A 22,263-nucleotide genomic window follows, 5' to 3' on the forward strand; every position below is an offset into this window, starting at 1 on the left:
CTGGAGGCTGTCTTTTCATATAACTGCCATGGGCAGACTCATTCTGATCTCGGTTTGCCCACAACGAAGCATGAAAGAGTGTTAGACTTACCTACTCTTTCTTATAAAAATTGCAGGATGAACTTGAGAATGAGATAGAGCCGTCTTTTCCCTTTCATCAAGCATGTGACGCTTGATGTAAAAATTCGGATAGTGTAACAATAAGTTGGGGCGGACACGCTTGAACTCTGAAGGGAGCATGATTGCTACTGAGAGCGCACCGAATTAACTTAAGCGTTATGAAATGAGAATGAGGTCAAAAGTCTTGAATGAAGAGCAATTAAATACGATTCACGCATATGATAAATCCGCAGAACAATTTGTCGCGTCTATCGCAAAACTTACAAACTACAACCATACCTATGATTTTCTGATAGAAAAGCTAAATACGGGAGACACTATACTGGACCTTGCATGTGGTCCCGCTCAGATCAGTAAATATATCACAGATAAAATTAGCGTTAATGTTGTTGGAGTTGATCTATCAGAAAAAATGCTTGAGCAAGCCAAAAAGAATGTCCCCAATGGAAATTTTTATAAACATACTCTCCAAGATTTCCAAAGTATAAAAAAATTTGATTCAGTGATTATTGGGTTTGGAATTCCATATTTGGATAAGATTCAAACTTATGAGTGCTTGAGAAACGCTATTTCATTGATAAAAAGCGGTAAATATCTGTATATCAGTTTTATGCAAGGTAACAAAAGTGGATATGAAAAGACTTCGTTTGGAGGGGACAATCAGTTTTTTATCTATTACCATGACAAATCAAGAATGAGAAAATTAATAAGGGGTTGTGGTTTAACTATTACCAAAGAATACAACATAGACTATATAGAGCCAAACGGTGAGGTTACAGAAGATGTTATTATAATAGCCCAAAAGCAAAATATTTCTAACAAGCTGTTAGTATCTTGAAAGTCGTATAAAACGCACATATTCGGGGGCCATCCCCAAGTACTTTAAGAACAGCCTGTCTCTGGCTACTGATTCGGTAGACCATCGACAGCTACCCATGACAGTCTGTACTTTTTCCGACGTGAGTTTTGCCAGTTACTGGTTTAGCCATGTGCATTCCTCTCCTTAAAGTGTGCGCATAAATGTAATTCAAACACGTTAAAAAGGCAAGAAAAGAGCGCCGTTTTTCAAGTAATCCGCGCTTCATGAATGGGTTTTTGAGTTTAAAGTGTGCGCTTTATCCGATTTTCAGGGTAATATATAATCTGGAAAAACATGAAGACCATGGAAGGATGGGCCCATACCGATGCGTCCATGTCTTCACCCAGATGTCGGTATCAGACCTCCCGGCATAGTTTCTGGCCCTTTGGCTGAATGAGATCAAAATGCCCCAAGGACTCAACCGCACCCATGGGCAGATCGTCGATGGCAAGCTCACTGAACAGCCCCATCAATAGGTATAAATAAGCTCCTGGACCTGTTGAAAACTACGATCCTTTAAAAGGGCCAGCATGAGCAAAATCCTTGCTTTGGCAGGATTGAGCTCATCCGATGCAATAAATTGATTGGCATCGTCATTCACTTCCAAATTTCTACCCACTGTGCCCGTGGGAACCCGGGAAGAACGAACAATAAAGATCCCCTTTTTTGCCATCTCAGCCCCCTTCTTGACAGTGGCCTGGTTCATGTTGCCGTTGCCGTCACCAGCGATGACAATGCCTCTGGCACCCTTGGCCACGGAACAATCAATGAGATCCGGCGGCATGTCCGCACAGGCGTACATGATATCCACCCGGGGCAGGCATCTGACCCCTTCAACGGAAAATTCACTGAAAATCGTATGTTTGCGAAAGGGACCTCTGAAATATTGGATGGTCCCGTAGATCACAGTACCCATGAGTCCATTCACCGGCGATAAAAAGGTCTCCACCGAGGTGGTGTTGCTCTTGGTCAGAGAATGGGCCCCGTGGATACGGTCATTCATTACCACCAGCACCCCAAGCTCCCGGGATCTGGGATCTGCAGCCACGGCCACGGCATTGTAAAGATTCAAGGGACCGTCGGCACTAAGCGCTGTGAAGGGCCGCATGGCGCCTGTCATGATAACGGGCTTGGCGCTTTTTACGGTCAGGTTCAAAAAAAAGGCGGTCTCTTCCATGGTATCGGTACCATGGGTGACCACCACCCCGTCGATTTCCTCCTTCATCAGAAGCGCATTGATGCGGCTGGCAAGATTGATCATAATTTCAAAGGACATGTCCTGGGAACCCACATTGGAAAATTGTTCTCCAGTTACCCGGGCCAGTTTTTCAAGATCAGGCACACCCTGGATCATGCCCTGGACATCAATTTTTCCCGAGGTATATCCCGCCTGGGTGGATGAGGGGGCAGCACCGGCAATGGTTCCGCCAGTGGCCAATATAATAATATTGGGAAGTCTTTTCATTGATTATTACGCCTCCTGCAAGTGTTTTGCGCCGAATTGAATATTTAAATATCATCAACCAATTTTAAAATTTTCTTAGAGGTATACTCCCCCACATCAGCAAGGCCATCCACGGGCAAAAACTGATTGGCATTGTTGGAAAAAAGACAGGTCACGGATGCCGGGAACTCATCATCCGCTTTAAGATAGGTTTGGGGCTACGTAACATACGAATGCCATGTAGCAGGCCTAAACAGGTAAATATGGATGCTGGCCGAATATTTACTATCCACATTGTCTTTTGAGGTTCTTTGTAATATTAATGGGGTAAAATGGCAACGAAATTGAAAATACCTTTTGTCACTGATACAATGGCTGGATAACCACACAAGGCCCAGGTTACATCCATCTGCTTTGAAAATATTTACCCTTTTTTGAAGCGGCCCCTGGCCGTGCCCTGGGTGATATTTTCAACAAACTGATCCTGAAAAAAATGGGCGGATACTGTTTTGAACACAACCTTCCGTTTGCGGCAGTTTTACAGAAAATCAGTTTTAAACTGGACATGTTCACGGCCCGGGTACCCTTTGGCAATACGTCTGTCCCTCCTCGCACCTAAATGATGTTCCAGGTTCACATGGATACCGGCAGTAGATTTGCCAACGTGGGATTCAAAACCAAGGGTATCTATTAAGCCATATGAAATCAGCTATAAACTTTTTAAATTGACAAATTTGGAAGAAAACAACATGCATATCCGGGATATGGATCAACTCATGGACATCCTAACCAAGGTGTACGCCTCGTGGCCCGCACCCGCCATCACCGTTGCTGCCCAGGATGGGGCAGACCCCTTTTGCATCCTTGTGGCAACCCTCATCTCCCTGAGAACTCGGGATGCCGTCACCGGACAGGCATGCCAACGCTTATTCCCAAAGGCCGCCTCCCCCGGGCAGATGATTGCCCTTGGCAGCCGGAACATTGCCGCATTGATCCATCCAGCCTCTTTTTCCCCCACCAAGGGCAAACGACTGGTTGCCATCAGCCACATTCTCCTTGAAAAATATCATTCAAGGGTACCCGACACCATGGAAGCCCTCCTGGCCCTGCCGGGTGTGGGCCGTAAAACCGCCAACCTTGTGCTGGTGGAAGCCTTTGGCAAACCCGGTCTGTGCGTGGACACCCATGTGCACAGAATCAGCAACCGCCTGGGACTTACGTCCACCCGTACCCCGGACCAGACGGAAATGGCCCTTCGGAAAGAAATGCCGAAAAAATACTGGAAAGCCTATTCGGAAATACTGGCTGTTTTTGGCCAGAAAATCTGCAGGCCACGCTCTCCTCTTTGCCATGAATGCCCGATCTCCCCTTTGTGCGATGGCTGCACCCCTGGAATTGAACATGGGGAATGAGGGAAATCTTTCGCCGTCTCCGGATGTATCATATGATTGGCTTTACCTTCCCCCATTGTTAGGATAGTTGTCACATGATCTGAAAAGTTTTATTATCCTGAAAGTCGTATAACTGCCACGGGCAGACCTTATTCTGATCTCGTTCTGCCCACAACGAAGTATGAAAGAGTGTTAGACTTGCCTACTCTTTCTTATAAAAAGCACACACTATTCGGGGGCCATCCCCAAGTACTTGAATCGCATCGCCGATATGATTCAAAGCGCTGCAGATGATGGCATCATTGCTTGAATATTTTTGATATATGCCATGGCCTGGGAAGCCTTTGTTAGAATTGATTCTTCTATATCTTTTTGTTCAATGACATCTTGAAAATACCGGCAGGCCAGTTTGAATTTTTCCTGTTTCATCAGGGCATAGCCTGACTTTATCTTCAGAGTTGGGTTGTCGGTTAGCTCAAGAGCCTTCAGATAGGCCCGGGAACTTTCATCATATCGCCTCATAAGAAAGGTAATGTCTCCCACAGTTTCCCACCGGGCCGGGGTTTTTTCAGCTTCAAGGGCGGATTTTGCCGTTTTCAGAGCCAGATCGTAGCGTTTTCCTCCAAGAAGCACATCCTTTATTTGGTCCAAATCTTTGGGGCACGGGTTTGGGCCGGCTGCTTGCCTGAAGCTCCGGGCTGCTTTTTCCGGAATTCCGGCCATGTGGTAGTAATGTCCCAAAATCGTTAAATCGTGCGTGTTTTTTTGGGAGTTTAGACGTATCGCCACATCCATGGCTGCCGCAGCTTCTACATAATCTGATTTTTCTTGGGCCATCCACACCGCAAGTTTCCAGGATTCAGGTTTGTCTGGGTAGCAATTTAAAAGTTTTGCCAACATTGCAGATCCTTCATCACAAAGGTTCAGTTCCATGTCCAGTCTGACCATGGAAACCAGCCATGGGTATTCGGGCTTTGGCATCAGGCAAAGTTGTTTCAGGATGGGACGGGCTTTTTCAGGGCGGTGAAGCCTTTGCCAAATAAGTACCCCTCTGTATTTCAGGGCCGGTGCCTCATCTGTGAAATGGACCTGTTTCATGACGGAAAGGGCCTCGGTTGTTTCTTTGGCTGTCAGTAGACGGGTGGCAAGTTCTATGAACCAGACACTTTTGGCTGGTTTGGAGGCAATACTCAACCGGAGCAGGGAAATGGTTTTTTTTTGATTGTTTTCACGGTCCCAGAGCATGGCTGCCCGATAAAAGTGCTCGCCTTTGTTTGAGATGCGGGCACCCTGTTCCATTGCCCTTGCGGCTTGAAGATTCTGTTTCAAAAGCAAGTGGGTATTGGACAGGGCAATGCACCATTTTGCCTTGGGGTTTTTTGTTTTTGCCAACCGGGTGAGCAAAGGCAGAGCCTTTTCAGGTGCCTGGGCCTGGAGCCATAACCGGGCGGCCCGGTAACAATGTTTGTTTTTTTTGCTGATTTCTGCCGCCTTTTCCATGGCCCGGGCCGCTTGACTGAATTTTTCTTTCATGAGCCATGCATCGGAAATAGCCTTCATCCATTTGGGTTTTGGGCGGGATTGCTTTTCCAGAAACAAGAGAGAGTTTAACGCATTGTCCGGCTGGCTCAGCTGAAGCCGGAGTATCCCTGCCTGATAGGCATGGTCCGGTTTTCTGCTTATTTTATAAGCCTTTTCCATGGGCTGGGCCGCCTTGGCAATCTGTTTGGACATGATCCATGACTGGGCCAGGGCCACAAACCAGTCTGCCTTGGGGGGGGTTAACTTAATTAATTTTAATAAATGTTTTCTTGAGTTTACCGGCTTGTTCACCTGGAGCCATAGGACTCCTGCCGTATACAGGTTTTGGGGGGATGAATCAAGCGTTACTGCACGCTCCATGGTCTGGGCAGCCTTATGGGGTTTGTTCAGTGTCATGTAGACATTGCACAGCATTAAAAGCCAGTCTGCCTTGACTTGTTTTCGTTGAGCCAGCACCTCCAGAAGCCCCAGTGCATTACGGGGACGGTCGGCATCCACCCAAAGCCAGGCGGCATGGAACCAGAGATTCGGAGAATTCCCGGACCTGGCCGCTTTTTCCATGGTCCTGGCCATTTCTATTTTTTTTTCCAGGGTACCCAGAACATTGGATAAGGCTATAAGCCATTCGGATTTGACAGGTTTTGTTTTTTCCAGATCCCGCAAAAGAGGGAGTGCTTTTTTCGGGGATTTTGCTTCCATCCATAACAGGGCTGCCTGGTATTTCAGATCAGGATCATGGAGCATGACTGCGGTTTGTTCCATGGCCCGGGCCGCCAATTTATAATCCTTCATACCTTGGGCAGCAGCTGCCAGGAGCTGCCATCCCCCTGTAAAACAGGGAGCCAGTTTAACTGTTTTTTTCAGGTGTGAAACCGCAGATTTGCTATCACCGGCATTGTAAAAAAAGAAACCGATATCATAGTCTATATAGGCAAAAATATGTTCGGGATGTTTTTTTTGAAAATTCGATAAAAGTGTGGCAGCCTGTTTGTGTTTTCCTGCCTTGTCAAGCTCTTCGGCCCGGAGGACGGTTTCATGAACCACAGCCGGTAGGGGGGCTTGCATTTCAGGGCAGGGGGAAGTGGTCTCAGACAGACATGCCGCCTGTTTACCCGATAACAGAATAAAAAGAGCTAATGCGCCAAAGGCAAAAACAAATTTTAAAAATAAAGTTTTCCTTTTTAAGGGTTCCATTTTTTTTTGTTTTTTCAGACCCCATGCGATGTTGATCATCAGCTTTGCTCCAATTTAAATTCTATACTGGTTTTTATCCATGTTTCCACTGTTTTGCCGTCCTTTTTTCCCGGCTTGAATCGCCATTTTTTAATGGTTTTGATGACAGTTTCCTCAAATATATCCGAGGGATCTGCCTTAATGACTGCCGGTTCCCGAACATTTCCTGACCGGTCCACCAGAAATTTGACTGATACCATTCCTTCAATATTCATTCGCTTGGCCCGGTAGGGATACATTGGCTGGATGGCAGAAATTTTTTCCGGTGGGGTATCCAATTCATTCATATTGAAGCGAATTTTGTTCACCGGTTTTTTTATGGGAGTTCTTGGAACAGGAAGGTGTCCGGGTACGGGTATCTTGGAAAATCTAACTCCGGACCCTGACAAACCGGCCTGGACCGGCACTCCTTTTACGTCAAGGGCGCACAGAGATGGAAGGTTGACGGACGCAACGAGGGGTTGCTGCAGGGGTAATAGCTCTACGGGTTCCGGATGGGGAGTTGCCGGAACCGGTGGTTCCGGCAACTCCTGAACTATGGGGTCAGGCAATTCGGGGGGAGGGATATCTATATCCGGCTCCGGAGGCGGTGGGGGGACTTCGGGGATTTTTTCCTGGAAGGGTTCGATTAAAGATGGAGGTTCTTGGGCAATGAGGCGGATTTCCCGGGTCGGGAAGTTTCTATGCTTCATTGATGTATGATGCATTAAAAAAGGAATCAGGGCCAGAACGCCGGTTCCAAGCAGGATACCTGTTGACGTAAGAAAGAGTTTGCGCCAGGGATGAGCTGTTATGTACATGGCTGTGTGTTGCATTGTTCACCGTCCCGGTTTTACGGCAGATACGGCAATATTTTGTGCCCCTGCCAGGCGGCATTGATCAAGAACCGCCACCAGCCGGGAAGTGGGGCATGCTCCGTCTGCATCAATGATGACGCCACCCTCGCTGTTTTCGGTTAAGAAAATTTCCACAAGGCCCCGGACTCTTCTTAAATCAACGTTCTGATTGTCCATAAAAACGTTGCCGTCTTCGGTGATACCCACGATAAAACCCACGGCTTCCTTTGCCTGGGCCGTAACCGCCTCGGGCCGGTTTACCTCTACACCGGATTCCCGGACAAAGCTGGCCGTAACCAGAAAAAAAATCAGGAGAATAAAAATCATGTCAATCAAGGGCATCATGTTTATTTCAAGATCATTGTCATCCATACCCGAGGGGCCTGAAAGATTACCTATTCTGTGCATTTTTCTTTTTCCTTTTCCAGCCATTGGTTTACGGCCCGGTGAAAAATCATGATATCCTGGTGGACAGCCCGTATTTTTTTACGCATGAACTGCCCCACAAGAAGACCTGGCAGAGCAACCACCAACCCGGCCTGGGTGGTCATCAGGGCTTCTTTTATTCCCGACGCCATGGCCTGTGAGTTACCCATACCGTAGAGTCCGATAACCCGAAAGGTTTCCACCATGCCTGTGACGGTTCCCAAAAGCCCCAATAGAGGAGCTGCCGCAGCCAGCACCATGATGGTGGGGATATGACGGTAAAAATCTCTGGTTTGACGACGGACGGCCACTTCGAAAAAAATCTGATCCGACCTGCCTGATTTTCCCGTTTTTTTTCTGAAATGATTTTTAAGAAAAAAATTCAGAATGCCAGCCCGGGGACAGTCCGTAATTGGTACAATCCGGTCCGTCGATTCCAGGCATTTCAGGGCATCTGCCACAGAAAGGATATGCCGGGTTTTTCGTCGGACCCAGTCTGCTTTATAGATGATGAGAACCCACATCCATGCAGACAATAGGGTTATGGGTATCATGACAGGTCCCCCGGTTTCGATAATGTTCCATACTCTAAAAAAGATTTCCATTGGATTCAGGTTTCTATTTTTGCGTTGGTTTCTGTCTTGAGCAAAGCAGCCATTAGGGCCAGTCCCTTTTCTTCCATATCTCTGGCCAGTGATTGGGCTCGCTGGCTTAAGAATGCGGCAATAATCATGATGGGGATGGCCACAGCCAAGCCCACCTGGGTGGTGATCATGGCCTCACTGATCCCCCCGGCCATGAGCTGAGGGTCCCCGGTGCCGTGCACCGTAATTACCTGAAAGGTATTGATCATACCTGTGACAGTGCCCAGAAGTCCCAGGAGCGGCGCAACGGCTGCCGATACCTTCAGGGCAGAAAGAAAACGTTCCAACCGGGGAGTTTCTTTTAAAATAGCTTCTGACAGACCACTTTCCATCACGGTTTCAGATTCATTTTTAAGTGCCAGTCCGGCCATGAGAACACGGCCCGTAGGACGGTTTTTGTGGGGAATGGTGGCAACAAGGGCAGCCTTGAAGTCTCCACGGGCAACGAGATTTGTTACCTTTGTCATGAGTGCGTCGGTATTGTGGCGGACTTTTCCCAGGAACAATAGACGTTCAATGGTCAAAAGCAGGGCTACAATTCCCACCACCAGTATGGGGATGACCAGAATTCCACCGTTTTTGAGCTGCTGCATCCAGCTCACCTTCCGGGAAAGCTGGGAAATGGCGATACCCCCTGAAATATCCAGAAATAGTTTTTCGGTCTTTCCTTCAAGATATTTTTTAAGGTTTTTTCTGACCTGAAAAGGTGGTTTGGCTCCCACCACCAGACGTCCGGATGTCGGGGACAGAGTCAGGTAAGTTATTTTGTTCCCTGATCGTAATAGAGCCGTCATATGTCCCAGGCGGGTGATTTCAGACTCCACGGTTTCCCCGTTCCGGTCCAGAACCGTTCCGGTATATTGTTTACGGGTTGCAGACTTGGCCATATCTTTGAAACAGATATTGATAAGAGTTTCAAGTTCGGCCATTCCCAGCAGATGCTTTTCGTCCAAGATGGACTTAAGGGTCTGGATGTTTTCGGGATGTTCAGCTGAACCGGGACTTTTTTCCGCCCGGCCCAGAAGATTTCGGGTCGCATCCCGCATAATGGATTCCAATTCTTCTTTTCCGGCCAGCCGGGTTGAAATCTCTTTTTCAAGACGTTGCCTTTGACCGGCCATTGCCTTGAGCTGTTCTCTGCCGGTTGTAAGTTCGAGCTGTGCAGCCTCCAGGCGGCTGTTTATGTCTGCAAGCTCCCGGATCAGCTGATTGCGTTTGTTTTTAATTTTTTCCCCATTGGATTTCTGAATTTTTAAGGCTGTTTTGAGTTCTGAATTTACAGATTCCCCCACCACATCAAGGATCTTGTCTGCAAAAACCGGAGGTGTTGTTCCAGAGACTCCAAGAAAAGCAAGGATCATAAATAGTCGTCTAATTGTTTTCAATGGACTCTCCTTCCTCTGCAAATTCTGCCTGTGCGGATTCGGCAGATTCCGGCAAGATAACAGGAAGTCGACTCAATGCGATAATCCGGATTCCTTCAGCTATTTCCATCGCCTGGACAATATCTGTTGTCCCTCCTTTCAAGGCAATATAACGCGTCTGTTCCCTGTCCCAGACATAGGCTGTCTGTCCATCCGGCGTCAGTGCAAACAGGCCGATACGACCCACTCTCAGGAGTTTAGCCTGCCGGGTCTGGCCGTTCACCTCAATTTCATCCTCCCTGACACCCACGGTATATCCCATGTCCACCTCCCTTATAAGCGTATCAAGTACGGCCCGGGTTTTGCCCGGAAGCGTCATGTCGTAATCGTCCAAGACCGACTGGGAGGTATTGATGGATTTCAGGCGGAGTCCAAGTTCCATGGGTAAATCTTTATTCACAAAATCACCCAGTCTCTTCAGGGTTGATTCCAAAACCGGAAGAAGTTCCATTTCCACTTTTTCCATTTCAACACCTTGGGCCTTTAGGATTTCAATTTTGGCAGCAAGGGTTTGTTGAAAAATTTTATTTTTTTCCGCCTGCCATTGGGTGTGTTTGAGCCGGGTTGAGGCAGCCTCGATCCGATCCATAAGTTGTTGTTCTTCGTCCACCCAGGATTCTATTGCTTTCTGTGTGACGGTATCGGTAATTACGGTTTTTTTTGCAGCCTGTCTGACCTGGGAGGCAGTGTGGGAGCTCCCCAGGACAGGTCCGGGTTTAAATATCAATAAAAAACCAATGACCAGAACCGGCATCAAAAGGACATACAGTGATAATGGATGCCAACGATTATTCATACGAGTTCCTTCATTTAAAGTCTCCAATCATTTTATTTCCTTATCTCGCTTCAATTAGAGCTCTGGTTAAGTCTTTTCTCAGGTATTCTAATTTTTTGGACTTAAATGCTTTTTTTGTGTCTTCCAATACGTCAATGGCATGTTTGATGGCATCTTCCAGTGCTGTCTCCCTGGATCGTTTGGGACAGCGATCGAAAAAAGATTGAATATGCCTTTCATCCAATTGGTTTTCCAAAATCGAGGAGACCAGACAGCAATGCAGATCCATTCTTTCCTGGAGATCCTTGACACTGCTGTTCAGTGTGCTGACTATTTCTTTTTTTTGAATATCCATGCTTGCTTTTCCAGATTATTATTGTTTTTTATGGCAGTAATCAATTAAGGCTTGGGCCAGATTGACCTGCCAGAACTGACCGGGAACGGTGAGGTCGATCCAGTCTCCTTGTCGCTGGATCAAGCCCACCTTTTCCCATTGTTCCAAAAGAGGTGCGCATACCCGGGCCAAGTCAAATTTATGTTTTTGCTTAATGTTTGCAAGATTGAGATGACCCACTTCCAGTTCACCGGTAATGGTGTTGATGACGGCTTTTTGTTTTGGATAGGCCATCAAAGCTGCAAGGGGTTTGTTCCCGGTCTCAAGGGCGGCAAGATAGGGGGTGAGCTTGTTCATGGAAAAACAACCGTATCCGTGAAGAGATCCACCGGCTCCGGACCCCAGGGGAAGACACGGTGTACCTTGCTTTATAAGAAGGTTATAAAAATTCCTTTCCCGTGTATCCCGCCCCCAGTGACTCATGGAAATTCGTTTATAATGGGCATTTGTCATCATTGACACACCCCTTGCAAACATGATTGCCTGTTCAGGGATTGTGGCTGCAGGGGGTAATCTTCCTTTGTTTATAGCCTTTTCCAGGGGGCTTTCCTTAAAAGTATTGAGTTGATACAGATCAGCCCCATCCAGTTCCAGTGATTTGAAGTGCTCAATATCCTTCCTCCAAATGCACATGGTTTGACCGGGCAGCCCATAGATGAGATCAATCACCATTACGGCATTATCGGTATCCCGCGCGCGGGTAAGGGTTTCTATGATTGTATCGGTGTCACAGGTGCGCCCAAGGCTTTTTCGTATGTTGGTATCAAAAGTCTGAACTCCCACAGAAAAGCGGTTGGCCCCTCCTTCCAAGGCAGATGACAGAGTCTCCTCATCCAGATCGCCCACCGTGGTTTCCACTGTAATTTCACAATCATTGGACAGGGGAAAATAGGATTTGATCGCTTGTAACAGGCGTTTTAAATCCAAAGGGTCCAGTGTGGTGGGGGTGCCTCCTCCCAGGTAGACAGCGTGGATCGGGTATTGGCCATTGGCTTTTTTGTCCATATCCAAAGTCATTTCCCGGATCAGGGCATCTGTGTACATTTTGCTGGACATATCTGTCACCGGATTGAGATAAAAACCGCAATAGAGACAATGGGTCCGACAAAAAGGAATATGAACATAAAGAGCGGTTTGTCGATCCCGTGGGGTATCCATCAATTCATTCCAAATTGCGGTTATCCGGGATTGCTTCACCGGTTTTCCTCCAAGTCCTGCATGTACGGTACTTTTTTTATCAAAGGCATTGGTCAAGGGATTGACATTTTCTCTGGCAAAGAAAGCTCGATCTTCTTTTCGGGTCATATGGGAGGTCATAAGATCCAGTTTGCCCAGATTTTGCGTGTTCTTTTGATTGTTTTTATCAAGAGGTAATTCCTCGCTTTCATGGAATACCGCCTGGTGTTTTACATTTTTTTTCATTCGGTCAACCCATCCTGTCAATGACTTTGGTTTGAAAATTAAGGAATTAAAATACTAACCAGCACAACTGTTTTATATTTTTTTTATAAGAAACTCCGTCCAAGGTGCTGCAATGATGAGAGTTTCAACTTTCGTCGTGGCTGGTGTGGTGGTAGCAGCCATGTATGTTATATGAAGAGGTAGCCTTCAAGTCTACCTCAGCAGAGCCCCTCCCCCGATGGGAAATAGGAACCGGACAATCGAGCTGTCTACAGTTCCGGTCCGGGACCATTGCCCGTCGGGGGAGGGGCGGCATAATGCCATTTGGTTCCGCGTCTACGACCCTATCTTCGTTGTGTCCGCCAGGACATGTGGGTTATATGAAATACTCCGAAAAACCGGGGAGTATTTCAAGTTTTGTTGTGGGCGGAACGAGATCATAATGCGGTATACCCGTGGCAGTGTTAGGATATGAAGAATGTACGTAAATATTCGGGTTGGTATTTTCAATGTTAGGACAGTGCCCCAAATTCGCCTGTTTGGGGCTGCATAGCAAACAGGTGAAGATGGGGGTGCTGACCGAATATTTACAGATGTCTTTAAAAGTTATAATTGATTCCGGCATAATACTTGGAACCCAGCACTCTGTTGTGGAGATCTTTTTCCAATTCATCAAAAATATTGTCCACTCCAACATAAACTTCCACCCCGTCGAGGAAGCGTTTTTTGACGTTGAGATTGCAAACGGTAAAGCTATAATCCTTTTCATCCTGAAGGAAATCCGACACATATTCACCCCAAAAATTGACGTTAAAATCATAGTCATCGTTGGTGTAAAATAGTTTTGCCGTAACCTTGTTTTTGGGTCGCTGTTCCAATCGTTCATTTGTGTTTTTATCGGTGGCATCAAGATAGGCATACCCGGCCTCAAAGGTGAGGTTTGTATGAATTTTGATATTGAACTCCACTTCCGAGCCCTTGATTTCAGCTTTATTGATGTTGGTATAATTGTAAATGGTGGCACCGGTGTCTGCTTCTTTTCCAGCCTTGACGGTGTCGATTAGATCATCTATATCGTTATGGAACAAGGCCACCCGTCCGCCCAATCTGCCGATTTCGCCTTCCAGGGCAATTTCATAGCTGTCGCTTGTTTCGGGATCAAGATCAGGGTTGCCTAAGATATGATATTTGCCTCCCATGCCGTACCAGTCTTTATACAGCTGGCCTGTAGCAGGGGTGGCGTAGCTATGTCCGTAGTTGGCTTTTATTCTGAATTGTGGATGGGCAAACCAGGTGATACCGATTTTGGGACTCAGTTCGTTATCAAAGTCATCGGGTTTATCATAACGGATACCGGGGATAATCAATAATTTATTGCTGATCAACCACTCATCCTGAAGAAATAGGGAATATGCTGAAGGCTCATAGTCGGAACCTTTAATGGTGATTCCTTCACGCGTCAGGGTGAAGGGGTTCTTGCCGGTGCTGTTCCGGGCGCTGTGAAACAATTCTTTGCGCCAATCCCCACCCAGGGTGACTCGATGGCTTTTAATTAATACCTTTGAGACCGAGGCTTCCACCACTGTGGTTTCTCGTTCGTCATTGCTAAAGTCTTGTAACTCCCCTTTGGGATGAAGTGTGCCTCGTTTGGTGTAATCCTGGGCGTACCTTGATTCATAATCCTTTTCCCAGGTGGAGAAGTAGGCCCTTGCATTGGCCTGGAGATCTTTTGTATCGTAAGCAAGTCCGAGGGATGTCCCCATTTGTTCATAGCAGTTATCTGAACTTCGCATGTAGCTGCTGAAATACTCGTTTTCAATGTCGTCTTTAGAAAAATCAAAGGTAATGTCTGATGAGAGTACATCGGAAAATTTCCAGGTAAGCTTGCTGCTGATATTGTAGAGTTCCTTATCGGATGAAAGATATTCATCCTCATTGCTTTTTAATGGGTCCTTGTTAATAATACTTCCGGAAAGAAAGAAGCCCAAGCGGCCCATGTTTTTTCCGGCACCAGAGATATTGAAGGTGGCTTCAGTGGAATCCGCATCGCTGTCATTGTCATAGACACTGTATTTAAATCCAGCGCCACCGGTGGTTTTTTTTGGTGTTTTGGTGATGATATTGATGACTCCGCCCATGGCTTCGGATCCATAGAGTGTACTCATGGGACCACGAATAACCTCAATACGTTCGATATTATCCGAGGTGATTCGATCCAGTTCGTTGAACTTTCCCAGCGGGCCTGCCATACGCCTGCCATCAATGAGGATCAAAGTATGTTTTCCTTCAAATCCGCGAATGGAAGGGGCGGATCTGAGCATATCTTCATAAAAATTGACCCCCACGGCATAGGTGAGAACATCCTGCGCCGTGACACCGGTCATATTACGGATCTCCTTTGCAGTGAGGATCTCTGTGCTGACGGGAACATCTTTTAGCTTACTTTCGGTCCTGGTGGCGGTGACCAAGGTGTTATCCATAATAATCATTTCGTCATCGGAATCAGAATCTGCAGCATTGGCCATTGAATTTTCACCGGAAAATCCAATGGTAAAGAGGCTGAGCGTCAAGGCAAAACACAAAAGAACAAATAGTTTCGGAAGTTTTTCAAGTATTTGAGTAAAGGCCTTTTGGGCATTGATTAAATCTGCATTGTCCGGGTGCTTTTCAGCTTCCTTGAGTCTTGCTGCCCTCTCCGGTGTCATGGAGTGGTGGGGGGCATCTTTAAACTGCTTAGCCATCCATTCGATCAAAGCCGGATCCACCTTCCCCTGACACATGAATGTGCCCAAAATCTCGTTTTCTGCCAGGAGATTTTTGACCTTTTCCATACTCTCTCTGGCATGATCAGAGTCGGGATATGCGCCGAGGGTGCCGAACAGGCCGATTTGTTTTCCCTTGATTTCTTTGAAAAAATCTTGGGACTTTAGGTCGGCTGTTCCCTTATCCACCCAGAATCCCAATGCCAAAAAATCGAATTCGTCAACCCTGGGTGCATCTTCTACAGGGTGTATTGCCTTGGGTTCCGGCAGTGCATCAAAAACGGCTTCTGCCACCTTTTTTGTATTTCCAGTTTTGCTTGAATAGACAACCAAAGATTTCATCTTTTCTCCTCAGAAAATAATTGCAGATCAACCCAGACGATTGATTGTTTTTTTCGCTGATGACCTTTAAATAAAAAAAGGGCGCAATCGTATGCGAAAGAAAACATATCTCCACTCGCATCTGGTTACGCCCTCACTTTTCGGATCTATCTCAATCCCAACCGCAGGATGCCCCCTGATGTTATTATTCAGGTTCAGCAAATTTTTATTTTAGTTGACGGACTTACATTAATACGAAGTTTTTTTCGGTCTCATCCGCTCATTGGGAATCTCAAAAACTAATGTAGCAGTACATTTCAGCTGATTGTAGTTTTCCTTTTCTTCCGGTGGAGCATCTGTTTTTATGGAATAACGAACAAACCAACGGCCGGCGTTGGGAACAAACATCCGAATAGTATCACCATTAATCTCTTTATCAGGATAGTAATAATCTTCGGTAAGGGTGGAAAACCCGTTGTAAGTGGCATCCCAGGTTCCTGATCCGTTAAAAGGTTTTCCATTGAAATAAACCTTTAGCACAAGATCTTCCCCCACTTTAAGCTCATTTAAATCCTTTTCAGGGACCAGTTCCAGCGGAAGGCCTACATTGGCTGGAAAGGGGGTTGATGATGTTTCGCATGTGACATAGCTTTTTGTGAATTGACGACTGTAAAGACTCAGCTTGATTTCTTTTGCTTTGTCTTTAATCTTGCTTTGGGGTTTTATCACATGGTGATCTCGTCCTTTTTGGTCAACATAGATCGTATAGTAACCTGGCGTTGTCTGGGCAGTTAGAGCATAGGTGCCTTTGGTGTCATATTTCACCAGATACGAATGAAGTGAGATCTCATCGCGAACGCCAATGTCTCGCACCTCGCCTGTGGGGGTGTGGATTTGAATTGATTTGATCTTTTCAGCTCTCAAGCCGTCGGAAACCGGAATCTGATGACCATAGCAAAAAAAGAGAGGAAACTTTTGTCCTTCTTTGACATTATACCTGCTGGATTGAATGTAGAGAGAATGGGCTGAGGTGTCGGAAGGTAGAAGTATATTTCCCAGGAAAATGACTGAAACAAAAAATAGCCCCAATAATTTTATCACCCCACAAAATTGTTTAAAATTTAACCCGTTCCATGCCATTGGAGCCCAACACACTGACCGATTTGCTATCATTTTTTCCCCCTTCACTCTATTACGCCATTGCTATTTAGTGGTTTGAACTATATTAGCTATATAAAACTATATGCTGATTAATTTGTAAAGTTAGGGTATTAAAACTTCTGTTGAGGATTCTTATTATCTGATCTTTATTTTTCTGTCAAGAGTTTTTCTTTAATCAAGTTTTTATGCCTGCACAAGCTACCTACTTAAAGCGGTACAGCCTTGAAAATAAAGTCTTTTAGCCGCCTTGATATGAGGATAAAAATCTGATTTTCAACACAAAATTCTTTGAAATTTTTTCCGTCGCCAATTTTATTTCAATTTTTTTATATGAAATAGTAGGTAAGTCTAATATTCTTTTATGCTTCGTTGTGGGCAGAACGAGATCAGAATGAGGTCCGCCCGTGGCGGTTATATGAAAAGGCAGCCTCCAAGGCAACCTCAGCAGAGCCGCCCCCCCGATGGGCAATAGGACCCGGACAATTGAACTGTCTACAGTTCCGGTCCGGGCCCATTGCCCGTCGGGGGGCGGCGGTATAATACCATTTGGCTTCGCGTCTACGACCCTATCTTTGTTGTGTTCGCCAGGACATGTTGGTTATATGAAATACTCCGCAAATCAGGGGCGTATTTCAAGCTTTGTTCTGGGCAGAACCGGATCAAAATAAGCTCTGCCCGTGGCAGTTATATTGCAGACGATAACTGAAGACCATGCAAGCGCACTATATAGTATTTGAGATGGCTGATTTTAAATTTAACGATGATGTTGAATGGGGATGTAATTTCCTTTTGGCCTAACCATCATTCAGTGCCCGGTTTGGATATGAATGGGAATTAACGACAATAGAGATGTCAACTTGACAACTTAATTGTCATGATGTAGATTTAATCCAAATTTAATCCAAATAAAGGAGGAGATCATGTCGGTTAAAATAGCTTATAAAAATCAAAAAAATGATAATCCGGGTGTGAATATCATGCCACCTGTAGTGTTTTGTATCTGTCTGAGCGCAGGGGGCATCGCGGAATTCTTTTTTCCGTCTTTTTTTTTCTTGCTTGATCATCCAGTGGTAAGGGTAATTGGTATCCTGATTGGAATCGCAGGTTTTATATTTATGATGTGCGCCCATGAGAAATTTAAAGCTCTCGGCACCAGTGTGCCCACCAATCAATCAGCTTCCCAGTGTGTTATTAAGGGCGCCTACCGGTTTAGCCGGAATCCCATGTACGTGGGAGGTTCTGCTTTTTTTTTAGGTCTTGGGCTTGCCCTGGGAAGTCTTTGGATGATAATTTCCTATTTCCCATTGGGAGTATATTTAGCTTGTTATGTTGTTCCAAAGGAGGAATCGTATATGAAAAGAAATTTTAAAAATGAGTATCCGGCGTATTGCGCGAAGGTGCGGCGCTGGATATGACGAAGCCGGAAAAAAATACAGGGGAATCCCGGGGGCAGGTGGTTCACGATCTTTTCCGGGAGGTCTTTCAGCTTCATGGGGTGTTATCATCCATCACTGACACCGTTCATGAGCAGGCCGGTCTGGGCACTCCTCAACGCAGAATTATGCATGTCCTGGACAGGTATGGGCCGGCAACGATTCCCCATATTGCCTTAAGGCTTGAGGTCAGCCGTCAATTTATAAGGACGGTTTGCAATAAGATGATTGCAGACGGTTTTCTGGAGTCCGAGGAAAATCCGTTTCACAAAAAATCCATGTTGATTCGGATGTCCGAGTTCGGTGCTGTTACCTTTCGCCAATCTGAAGAAAAAGAACATCAGATTATAGAACAAGCCCTGCCTGGAATTGATTTCAAGGAGGTTTCCCAGGCTGTCCGGCTTCTTAAACGGATTCGAGAGCAGATAGGTTTTGTGGAGTTAGGAACTCGTCAGTCATAAGTTCTTCCACTTGCCACAACATAATGTGTTTCATGAAAATTAAAACAAACTAATGGATTTTCCCTCTGCGCTCAACAACCGGCCAGGCCATTGATGATCCGTTCAATGAGGTAAAGAGCACCCTGGCATCCCATATATGCTTTGGGAATCACATGCTGGTATGTACCCGCCGGCAGGGATAGCTCAATACCTGTAAATGGGTTGCCGGACAGTTTCAAACGTGCAATTACGGCCCCGCTCCCAAACACCACATCCGGGGTTTCGTGGGTCATGTCGGCCTGCCATGCCCCGGCACAATCAATTTTTTGAAGAAATGATTTGAGATTGTCCGTGGATTGGGTATTTTCTGTGTTCACCCGGACAGAAAGCGGCACCATGCCAAGGTACTCATAAAGCCATGTCACCAGGGGCAATGCCATGGAAGCATCCCCGTCCACGCCAAAGGTGGCTCCCTTGGGCAGACCTGTCAGAGCATTGAATCGATTCAAGGCTTCATGGCTTTTTTGCCGGGCACCTTTCATCAGTGCCAGGGCCGGTGCAGGGCTGACATCAAGCATTTCGCATACCCCGGAGATCCATGATTCCGTGGCCTTAAATCCCACGGGGGCTCCGTCCGGGGGGAGATACGTGTTCATGCCATATCGGTCTGCCATAAAGGGAGCCAATGTATCTGCATATTCGACATGGACAACAACATTCAGCTGGGATGAGCTTATATTTTCAAGTTCAGCCAGGGTGCAGCCTGCGCAGATGGTGGTGTGCACCCGGATGCCGCATGCCTGTAAAAGGGTGGTAAGCTCCGCAACATTGCCCTGCCAGTGGTGGTGGACGATGGAAACGCCCATTAAATTGACACCGTCTTTTTCACGGGGAAGTTTTCGGGGTTTGATACGGGTCAAAACTTTTTTGACTGCATCTTGAAATCCCCATGCCAGGGGCTGGGAAAAGCCTGTATTTTCCACGGCAATGCAGGGAACCGGCAGGTTGGCGTTTTTAATGAAGCGCAAGAGATCATCGCCGATGAGGGCTGCCCCCGGGGAATTGATCACCCCAATTAGTCCATGGCCTTTTCTGGCCACTATAGGTAGGATTTTCTCAAGCTTATCCGTGGCTCCAAACACATAATCGTAATCATCCAGATAGGTCACCGGCACCCGGGGTTGACCAAAATAAAATTCTTCGGAATAGTACAGAGGATCAATAAAATCGGACCGGGGCATCTGAGTTTCCGACATCGCACCATGATAAAATTTACATCCTGTGGGACCGTTGAGCAGCACGGCGGCATCCCTGATGCCTTCTATGGCCGCAATGGCTCCGGTAAAGCTGTCTGGAATAACAGCCATGGGCAGACCGTATTCTGATCCGGCTCTGCCCACAACAACGCTTGAAATACTCAGGGGATTTGCGGAATATTTTTTATAAACTGAATAATCAGATGCCGTCATTTTTCCATCCTTCGGTGACAGGTGCCTTAATTAAAGTTGCCCAGCGATGTGCAAAGGCAAGCCCGCCGTAGAACCCCACATCCGGACACATGGGAATGATGTCCACATGCAGTGGATGGGGCAGGTTTTTAGGGGTATAATTCCCCAGGAAAAGATCTGGTTTGAAACGTTTTAGATCCCCATCTCTTTTGGCTGGGTCATAGTTTGTTTCCACCTTGAAACGGTCCGGATACCGGGTGACGAAAAGATTATCCTGGGAATAATTTAAAATGCATACTTTAACAACTTCCATGCCCAGATCAAAGGCCGCTTCCACAATCCAGTCCACATCATGCATGTAGGTGAGGAGCATGAGTCGTCTTCCCTTGAGGGTATCCCCATATTTGGCAATCATGGTGTCATAGTGTTTTTGATGGGTATCAATGATTTTTTCCCCCGCCATGGGTTCATTGAAGAATTCGGCAATTTCCCTGACCCAGACAGCACTTTCGGAAAATCCCACGGGAAAGGGACGTTTTGCCGTGGGAATTCCCAGTTGCTTATCAATGAATTTAGCCATGAGTCGCCCCAGATAGTCGGTGTAAGCTGGCAGATTTAGGGGGGCTTTCGTAAAGTTTTTCAATTGATCCACGGAGGTGTTTCTGACAAACCGGCAATTGACACTAATATTCATAGCCCCAAGTAGTGCCACAACGGTGTTAAAATTAGTCTCTGCGTTAAAGGCGATATTTTTTTCCGCCAGTATATTTACACAATGGGATTGGGGCTTAACGGTTTTATCCATCAATGCTGCGGCTCCCTCCATGCAGGCATTGATGACACCCTGCATGTAATCCCCCTGAAGGTTACCATCTGATGTTATTGGGATCACCGGTACATGGGGATATCGGTTCCGAATTTCATTGATGGCGGCAAGGGGATCATCTCCGATGACCCCAGAGGGGCAGGTGGTAATCAGAAATACGGCTTTGGGATTTTGTGCCATGGCCTGTTCAAGGGTGTTCACAAGCTTGTCTTTTCCTCCGTAAATCACCACGGATTCATCCATGTCCGACGATATCACCGCCGGGGCCACCTGGTGTTCCAGCAGTATCTTTTTCTGGGTAAACAACCTGAACCCTGCCGATAAAATGGCCTGGCAGGCAATGTTGGTGCAGCTTCTCGGGCCGTGGGCCACTGTGATGGTGTCTTTGATCTGGGTTGTGGTGGCAAGAGCCCCGGAAAATGCGCAGCCGTGCAGGGGCTCCCGGTTGAGCAGGCTTTTGGACAAAAAAACCGGTTTTTGACTTCCGGGTTTGACCTGGAATATTTTCTCCGTCGGTTTTTCATCACTATTTGGCGGTGGGGCCGGGGCTGTGTTTTGTGTCTTTGTCTGTGGGATCTTCTTTTGCAGGACAAGCTGTTCAAGAAAGTCTTCATCGAGGAACCGGGCAGGATAAAAGGTGCGGTTTTCCAGAACATCCCGGGCAAGGTCATGAAAAGCCTGGGCCTCCATGGAGTCGGGAAAGCTTTCCACCACTGTTGTTTCCATCATTTCAGCTTTTCTGAATAAATCACTTCTGGGTATTACCTGTTTTACGGGAAGCCTGACATTTTGGGCAAAGCCTTCCACGGAGTGTCTGTTTTCTTCGCTCCCCCTGCTGTTGAGAATCAGACCCGCAAGGCGGGGGCCTCCTTCATCAAAATTTTTAACCCCCTTAAGGATATTATTGGCCGCATAAATGGACATGAACTCCTCGGAGGTCACCACATAGACGGTGTCGGCAAATCCCCGCCTCAGGGGAACTGCAAATCCACCGCATACAACATCACCAAGCACATCATACACCACCACATCAAAGGCATTCATATCAAGGCCAAGGCGCTCAAACAGGGCAAAGGTGCTTAAAATGCCCCGTCCGGCGCACCCCACGCCGGGTTCCGGGCCACCGGCCTCGGCGCAGACAATTCCTTTGTATCCCACATGAAGAACCTGGCTCAGGTGCTGCAGTGCCACAGGGGTGTTTTTCATGTAATCCAGGGCCGTCATGATGCGTTTTCCCCCCAGAAGCAATCGGGTGGAGTCGTGCTTGGGATCGCATCCGATCTGCAGCACCTTTTTACCGCCATGGGCAAGGGCCGCAGAAAGATTGGCTGAAATAGTGGATTTGCCGATACCACCTTTTCCATAAATGGCTATTTTCATATG

At 46.7% G+C, this 22,263-nt stretch carries 18 protein-coding genes and 1 pseudogene; 5 read left to right on the forward strand and 14 right to left on the reverse strand.

The features are described from left to right. Positions 1-304: 304 nt before the first annotated feature. On the forward strand, positions 305-958 hold the full coding sequence (locus tag ACYQ2M_RS15455; RefSeq protein WP_459917262.1) for a class I SAM-dependent methyltransferase: 654 nt from the start codon (positions 305-307) through the stop codon (positions 956-958). A gap of 490 nt (positions 959-1,448) precedes the next feature. Here ACYQ2M_RS15455 and ACYQ2M_RS15460 read toward each other — a convergent pair whose 3' ends face one another. Both ACYQ2M_RS15460 and ACYQ2M_RS15465 read right to left on the reverse strand, forming a co-directional pair. After that, positions 1,449-2,444, reverse strand: coding sequence for a type II asparaginase (locus ACYQ2M_RS15460; RefSeq protein ID WP_459917263.1), 996 nt, complete (start codon positions 2,442-2,444; stop codon positions 1,449-1,451). A 44-nt stretch (positions 2,445-2,488) separates the two neighbouring features. Next, a pseudogene (locus ACYQ2M_RS15465) lies at positions 2,489-2,620 on the reverse strand (DUF3786 domain-containing protein); the annotation flags it as partial. Between the two features lie 269 nt (positions 2,621-2,889). Here ACYQ2M_RS15465 and ACYQ2M_RS15470 point away from each other — a divergent pair. Together ACYQ2M_RS15470 and ACYQ2M_RS15475 are read left to right on the forward strand one after the other, a co-directional pair. Then, complete coding sequence (locus ACYQ2M_RS15470; protein ID WP_459917324.1) at positions 2,890-3,042, forward strand: arylamine N-acetyltransferase; 153 nt, start codon at positions 2,890-2,892, stop codon at positions 3,040-3,042. Between the two features lie 130 nt (positions 3,043-3,172). Then, the gene (locus ACYQ2M_RS15475; RefSeq protein ID WP_459917264.1) at positions 3,173-3,835 is read left to right on the forward strand and encodes an endonuclease III domain-containing protein; all 663 of its coding nucleotides are present in this window, start codon (positions 3,173-3,175) and stop codon (positions 3,833-3,835) included. A gap of 255 nt (positions 3,836-4,090) precedes the next feature. Here ACYQ2M_RS15475 and ACYQ2M_RS15480 read toward each other — a convergent pair whose 3' ends face one another. The 10 genes from ACYQ2M_RS15480 to ACYQ2M_RS15525 all read right to left on the reverse strand — a co-directional run bounded on the left by ACYQ2M_RS15480 (position 4,091) and on the right by ACYQ2M_RS15525 (position 16,745). Continuing rightward, positions 4,091-6,589, reverse strand: a complete 2,499-nt coding sequence (locus ACYQ2M_RS15480) for a tetratricopeptide repeat protein (RefSeq protein WP_459917265.1) — start codon at positions 6,587-6,589, stop codon at positions 4,091-4,093. Then, positions 6,589-7,404, reverse strand: coding sequence for an energy transducer TonB (locus ACYQ2M_RS15485; protein WP_459917266.1), 816 nt, complete (start codon positions 7,402-7,404; stop codon positions 6,589-6,591). The genes ACYQ2M_RS15480 and ACYQ2M_RS15485 overlap by 1 nt, the downstream gene beginning before the upstream one ends. 3 nt (positions 7,405-7,407) lie before the next feature. Next, positions 7,408-7,833 (reverse strand): ExbD/TolR family protein, encoded by a 426-nt coding sequence (locus ACYQ2M_RS15490; protein ID WP_459917267.1) that lies wholly within the window; start codon positions 7,831-7,833, stop codon positions 7,408-7,410. Beyond that, the gene (locus ACYQ2M_RS15495) at positions 7,821-8,405 is read right to left on the reverse strand and encodes a MotA/TolQ/ExbB proton channel family protein (protein WP_459917268.1); all 585 of its coding nucleotides are present in this window, start codon (positions 8,403-8,405) and stop codon (positions 7,821-7,823) included. The genes ACYQ2M_RS15490 and ACYQ2M_RS15495 overlap by 13 nt, the downstream gene beginning before the upstream one ends. A gap of 56 nt (positions 8,406-8,461) precedes the next feature. After that, positions 8,462-9,880 carry a MotA/TolQ/ExbB proton channel family protein gene (locus tag ACYQ2M_RS15500; protein WP_459917269.1) on the reverse strand — a complete coding sequence of 473 codons (1,419 nt, stop codon included), beginning with the start codon at positions 9,878-9,880 and terminating at the stop codon, positions 8,462-8,464. Beyond that, positions 9,867-10,715: a DUF3450 domain-containing protein gene (locus tag ACYQ2M_RS15505; protein ID WP_459917270.1), complete on the reverse strand. Its 849-nt coding sequence runs from the start codon at positions 10,713-10,715 to the stop codon at positions 9,867-9,869. The genes ACYQ2M_RS15500 and ACYQ2M_RS15505 overlap by 14 nt, the downstream gene beginning before the upstream one ends. 40 nt (positions 10,716-10,755) lie before the next feature. Beyond that, complete coding sequence (locus ACYQ2M_RS15510) at positions 10,756-11,049, reverse strand: hypothetical protein (protein WP_459917271.1); 294 nt, start codon at positions 11,047-11,049, stop codon at positions 10,756-10,758. Between the two features lie 18 nt (positions 11,050-11,067). Then, the gene (gene hutW / locus ACYQ2M_RS15515) at positions 11,068-12,510 is read right to left on the reverse strand and encodes a heme anaerobic degradation radical SAM methyltransferase ChuW/HutW (protein WP_459917272.1); all 1,443 of its coding nucleotides are present in this window, start codon (positions 12,508-12,510) and stop codon (positions 11,068-11,070) included. 578 nt (positions 12,511-13,088) lie between these two features. Then, positions 13,089-15,593 carry a TonB-dependent receptor domain-containing protein gene (locus tag ACYQ2M_RS15520; protein ID WP_459917273.1) on the reverse strand — a complete coding sequence of 835 codons (2,505 nt, stop codon included), beginning with the start codon at positions 15,591-15,593 and terminating at the stop codon, positions 13,089-13,091. A 228-nt stretch (positions 15,594-15,821) separates the two neighbouring features. Further along, positions 15,822-16,745, reverse strand: coding sequence for a DUF4198 domain-containing protein (locus tag ACYQ2M_RS15525; protein WP_459917274.1), 924 nt, complete (start codon positions 16,743-16,745; stop codon positions 15,822-15,824). Between the two features lie 908 nt (positions 16,746-17,653). On the opposite strand from ACYQ2M_RS15525, the gene ACYQ2M_RS15530 reads away from it, so the two are divergent. Both ACYQ2M_RS15530 and ACYQ2M_RS15535 read left to right on the forward strand, forming a co-directional pair. Continuing rightward, positions 17,654-18,148 carry a methyltransferase family protein gene (locus ACYQ2M_RS15530; protein WP_459917275.1) on the forward strand — a complete coding sequence of 165 codons (495 nt, stop codon included), beginning with the start codon at positions 17,654-17,656 and terminating at the stop codon, positions 18,146-18,148. Beyond that, positions 18,145-18,627, forward strand: coding sequence for a MarR family winged helix-turn-helix transcriptional regulator (locus ACYQ2M_RS15535; protein ID WP_459917276.1), 483 nt, complete (start codon positions 18,145-18,147; stop codon positions 18,625-18,627). The genes ACYQ2M_RS15530 and ACYQ2M_RS15535 overlap by 4 nt, the downstream gene beginning before the upstream one ends. A gap of 71 nt (positions 18,628-18,698) precedes the next feature. Here ACYQ2M_RS15535 and ACYQ2M_RS15540 read toward each other — a convergent pair whose 3' ends face one another. Together ACYQ2M_RS15540 and ACYQ2M_RS15545 are read right to left on the reverse strand one after the other, a co-directional pair. Then, positions 18,699-20,075: a nitrogenase component 1 gene (locus tag ACYQ2M_RS15540; protein WP_459917277.1), complete on the reverse strand. Its 1,377-nt coding sequence runs from the start codon at positions 20,073-20,075 to the stop codon at positions 18,699-18,701. Beyond that, entirely contained in the window at positions 20,062-22,260 is a 2,199-nt protein-coding gene (locus ACYQ2M_RS15545) for a nitrogenase component 1 (protein WP_459917278.1), read from the reverse strand. Before ACYQ2M_RS15545 ends, ACYQ2M_RS15540 begins: the two co-directional genes overlap by 14 nt. Positions 22,261-22,263 lie beyond the last annotated feature (3 nt).

The sequence above is a fragment of the Desulfocicer niacini genome, assembly GCF_054657595.1.

What these genes read in the sequence shown, in the direction of transcription:
- ACYQ2M_RS15530 (WP_459917275.1), top strand. Translation starts at nt 17,654, where the DNA reads ATGTCGGTTAAAATAGCTTATAAAAATCAAAAAAATGATAATCCGGGT.
- ACYQ2M_RS15520 (WP_459917273.1), bottom strand. Translation starts at nt 15,593, where the DNA reads ATGAAATCTTTGGTTGTCTATTCAAGCAAAACTGGAAATACAAAAAAG.
- ACYQ2M_RS15460 (WP_459917263.1), bottom strand. Translation starts at nt 2,444, where the DNA reads ATGAAAAGACTTCCCAATATTATTATATTGGCCACTGGCGGAACCATT.
- ACYQ2M_RS15475 (WP_459917264.1), top strand. Translation starts at nt 3,173, where the DNA reads ATGCATATCCGGGATATGGATCAACTCATGGACATCCTAACCAAGGTG.
- ACYQ2M_RS15545 (WP_459917278.1), bottom strand. Translation starts at nt 22,260, where the DNA reads ATGAAAATAGCCATTTATGGAAAAGGTGGTATCGGCAAATCCACTATT.
- ACYQ2M_RS15480 (WP_459917265.1), bottom strand. Translation starts at nt 6,589, where the DNA reads ATGATCAACATCGCATGGGGTCTGAAAAAACAAAAAAAAATGGAACCC.
- hutW (WP_459917272.1), bottom strand. Translation starts at nt 12,510, where the DNA reads ATGAAAAAAAATGTAAAACACCAGGCGGTATTCCATGAAAGCGAGGAA.
- ACYQ2M_RS15535 (WP_459917276.1), top strand. Translation starts at nt 18,145, where the DNA reads ATGACGAAGCCGGAAAAAAATACAGGGGAATCCCGGGGGCAGGTGGTT.
- ACYQ2M_RS15495 (WP_459917268.1), bottom strand. Translation starts at nt 8,405, where the DNA reads ATGATACCCATAACCCTATTGTCTGCATGGATGTGGGTTCTCATCATC.
- ACYQ2M_RS15485 (WP_459917266.1), bottom strand. Translation starts at nt 7,404, where the DNA reads ATGCAACACACAGCCATGTACATAACAGCTCATCCCTGGCGCAAACTC.
- ACYQ2M_RS15510 (WP_459917271.1), bottom strand. Translation starts at nt 11,049, where the DNA reads ATGGATATTCAAAAAAAAGAAATAGTCAGCACACTGAACAGCAGTGTC.
- ACYQ2M_RS15490 (WP_459917267.1), bottom strand. Translation starts at nt 7,833, where the DNA reads ATGCACAGAATAGGTAATCTTTCAGGCCCCTCGGGTATGGATGACAAT.
- ACYQ2M_RS15505 (WP_459917270.1), bottom strand. Translation starts at nt 10,715, where the DNA reads ATGAATAATCGTTGGCATCCATTATCACTGTATGTCCTTTTGATGCCG.
- ACYQ2M_RS15525 (WP_459917274.1), bottom strand. Translation starts at nt 16,745, where the DNA reads ATGATAGCAAATCGGTCAGTGTGTTGGGCTCCAATGGCATGGAACGGG.
- ACYQ2M_RS15540 (WP_459917277.1), bottom strand. Translation starts at nt 20,075, where the DNA reads ATGACGGCATCTGATTATTCAGTTTATAAAAAATATTCCGCAAATCCC.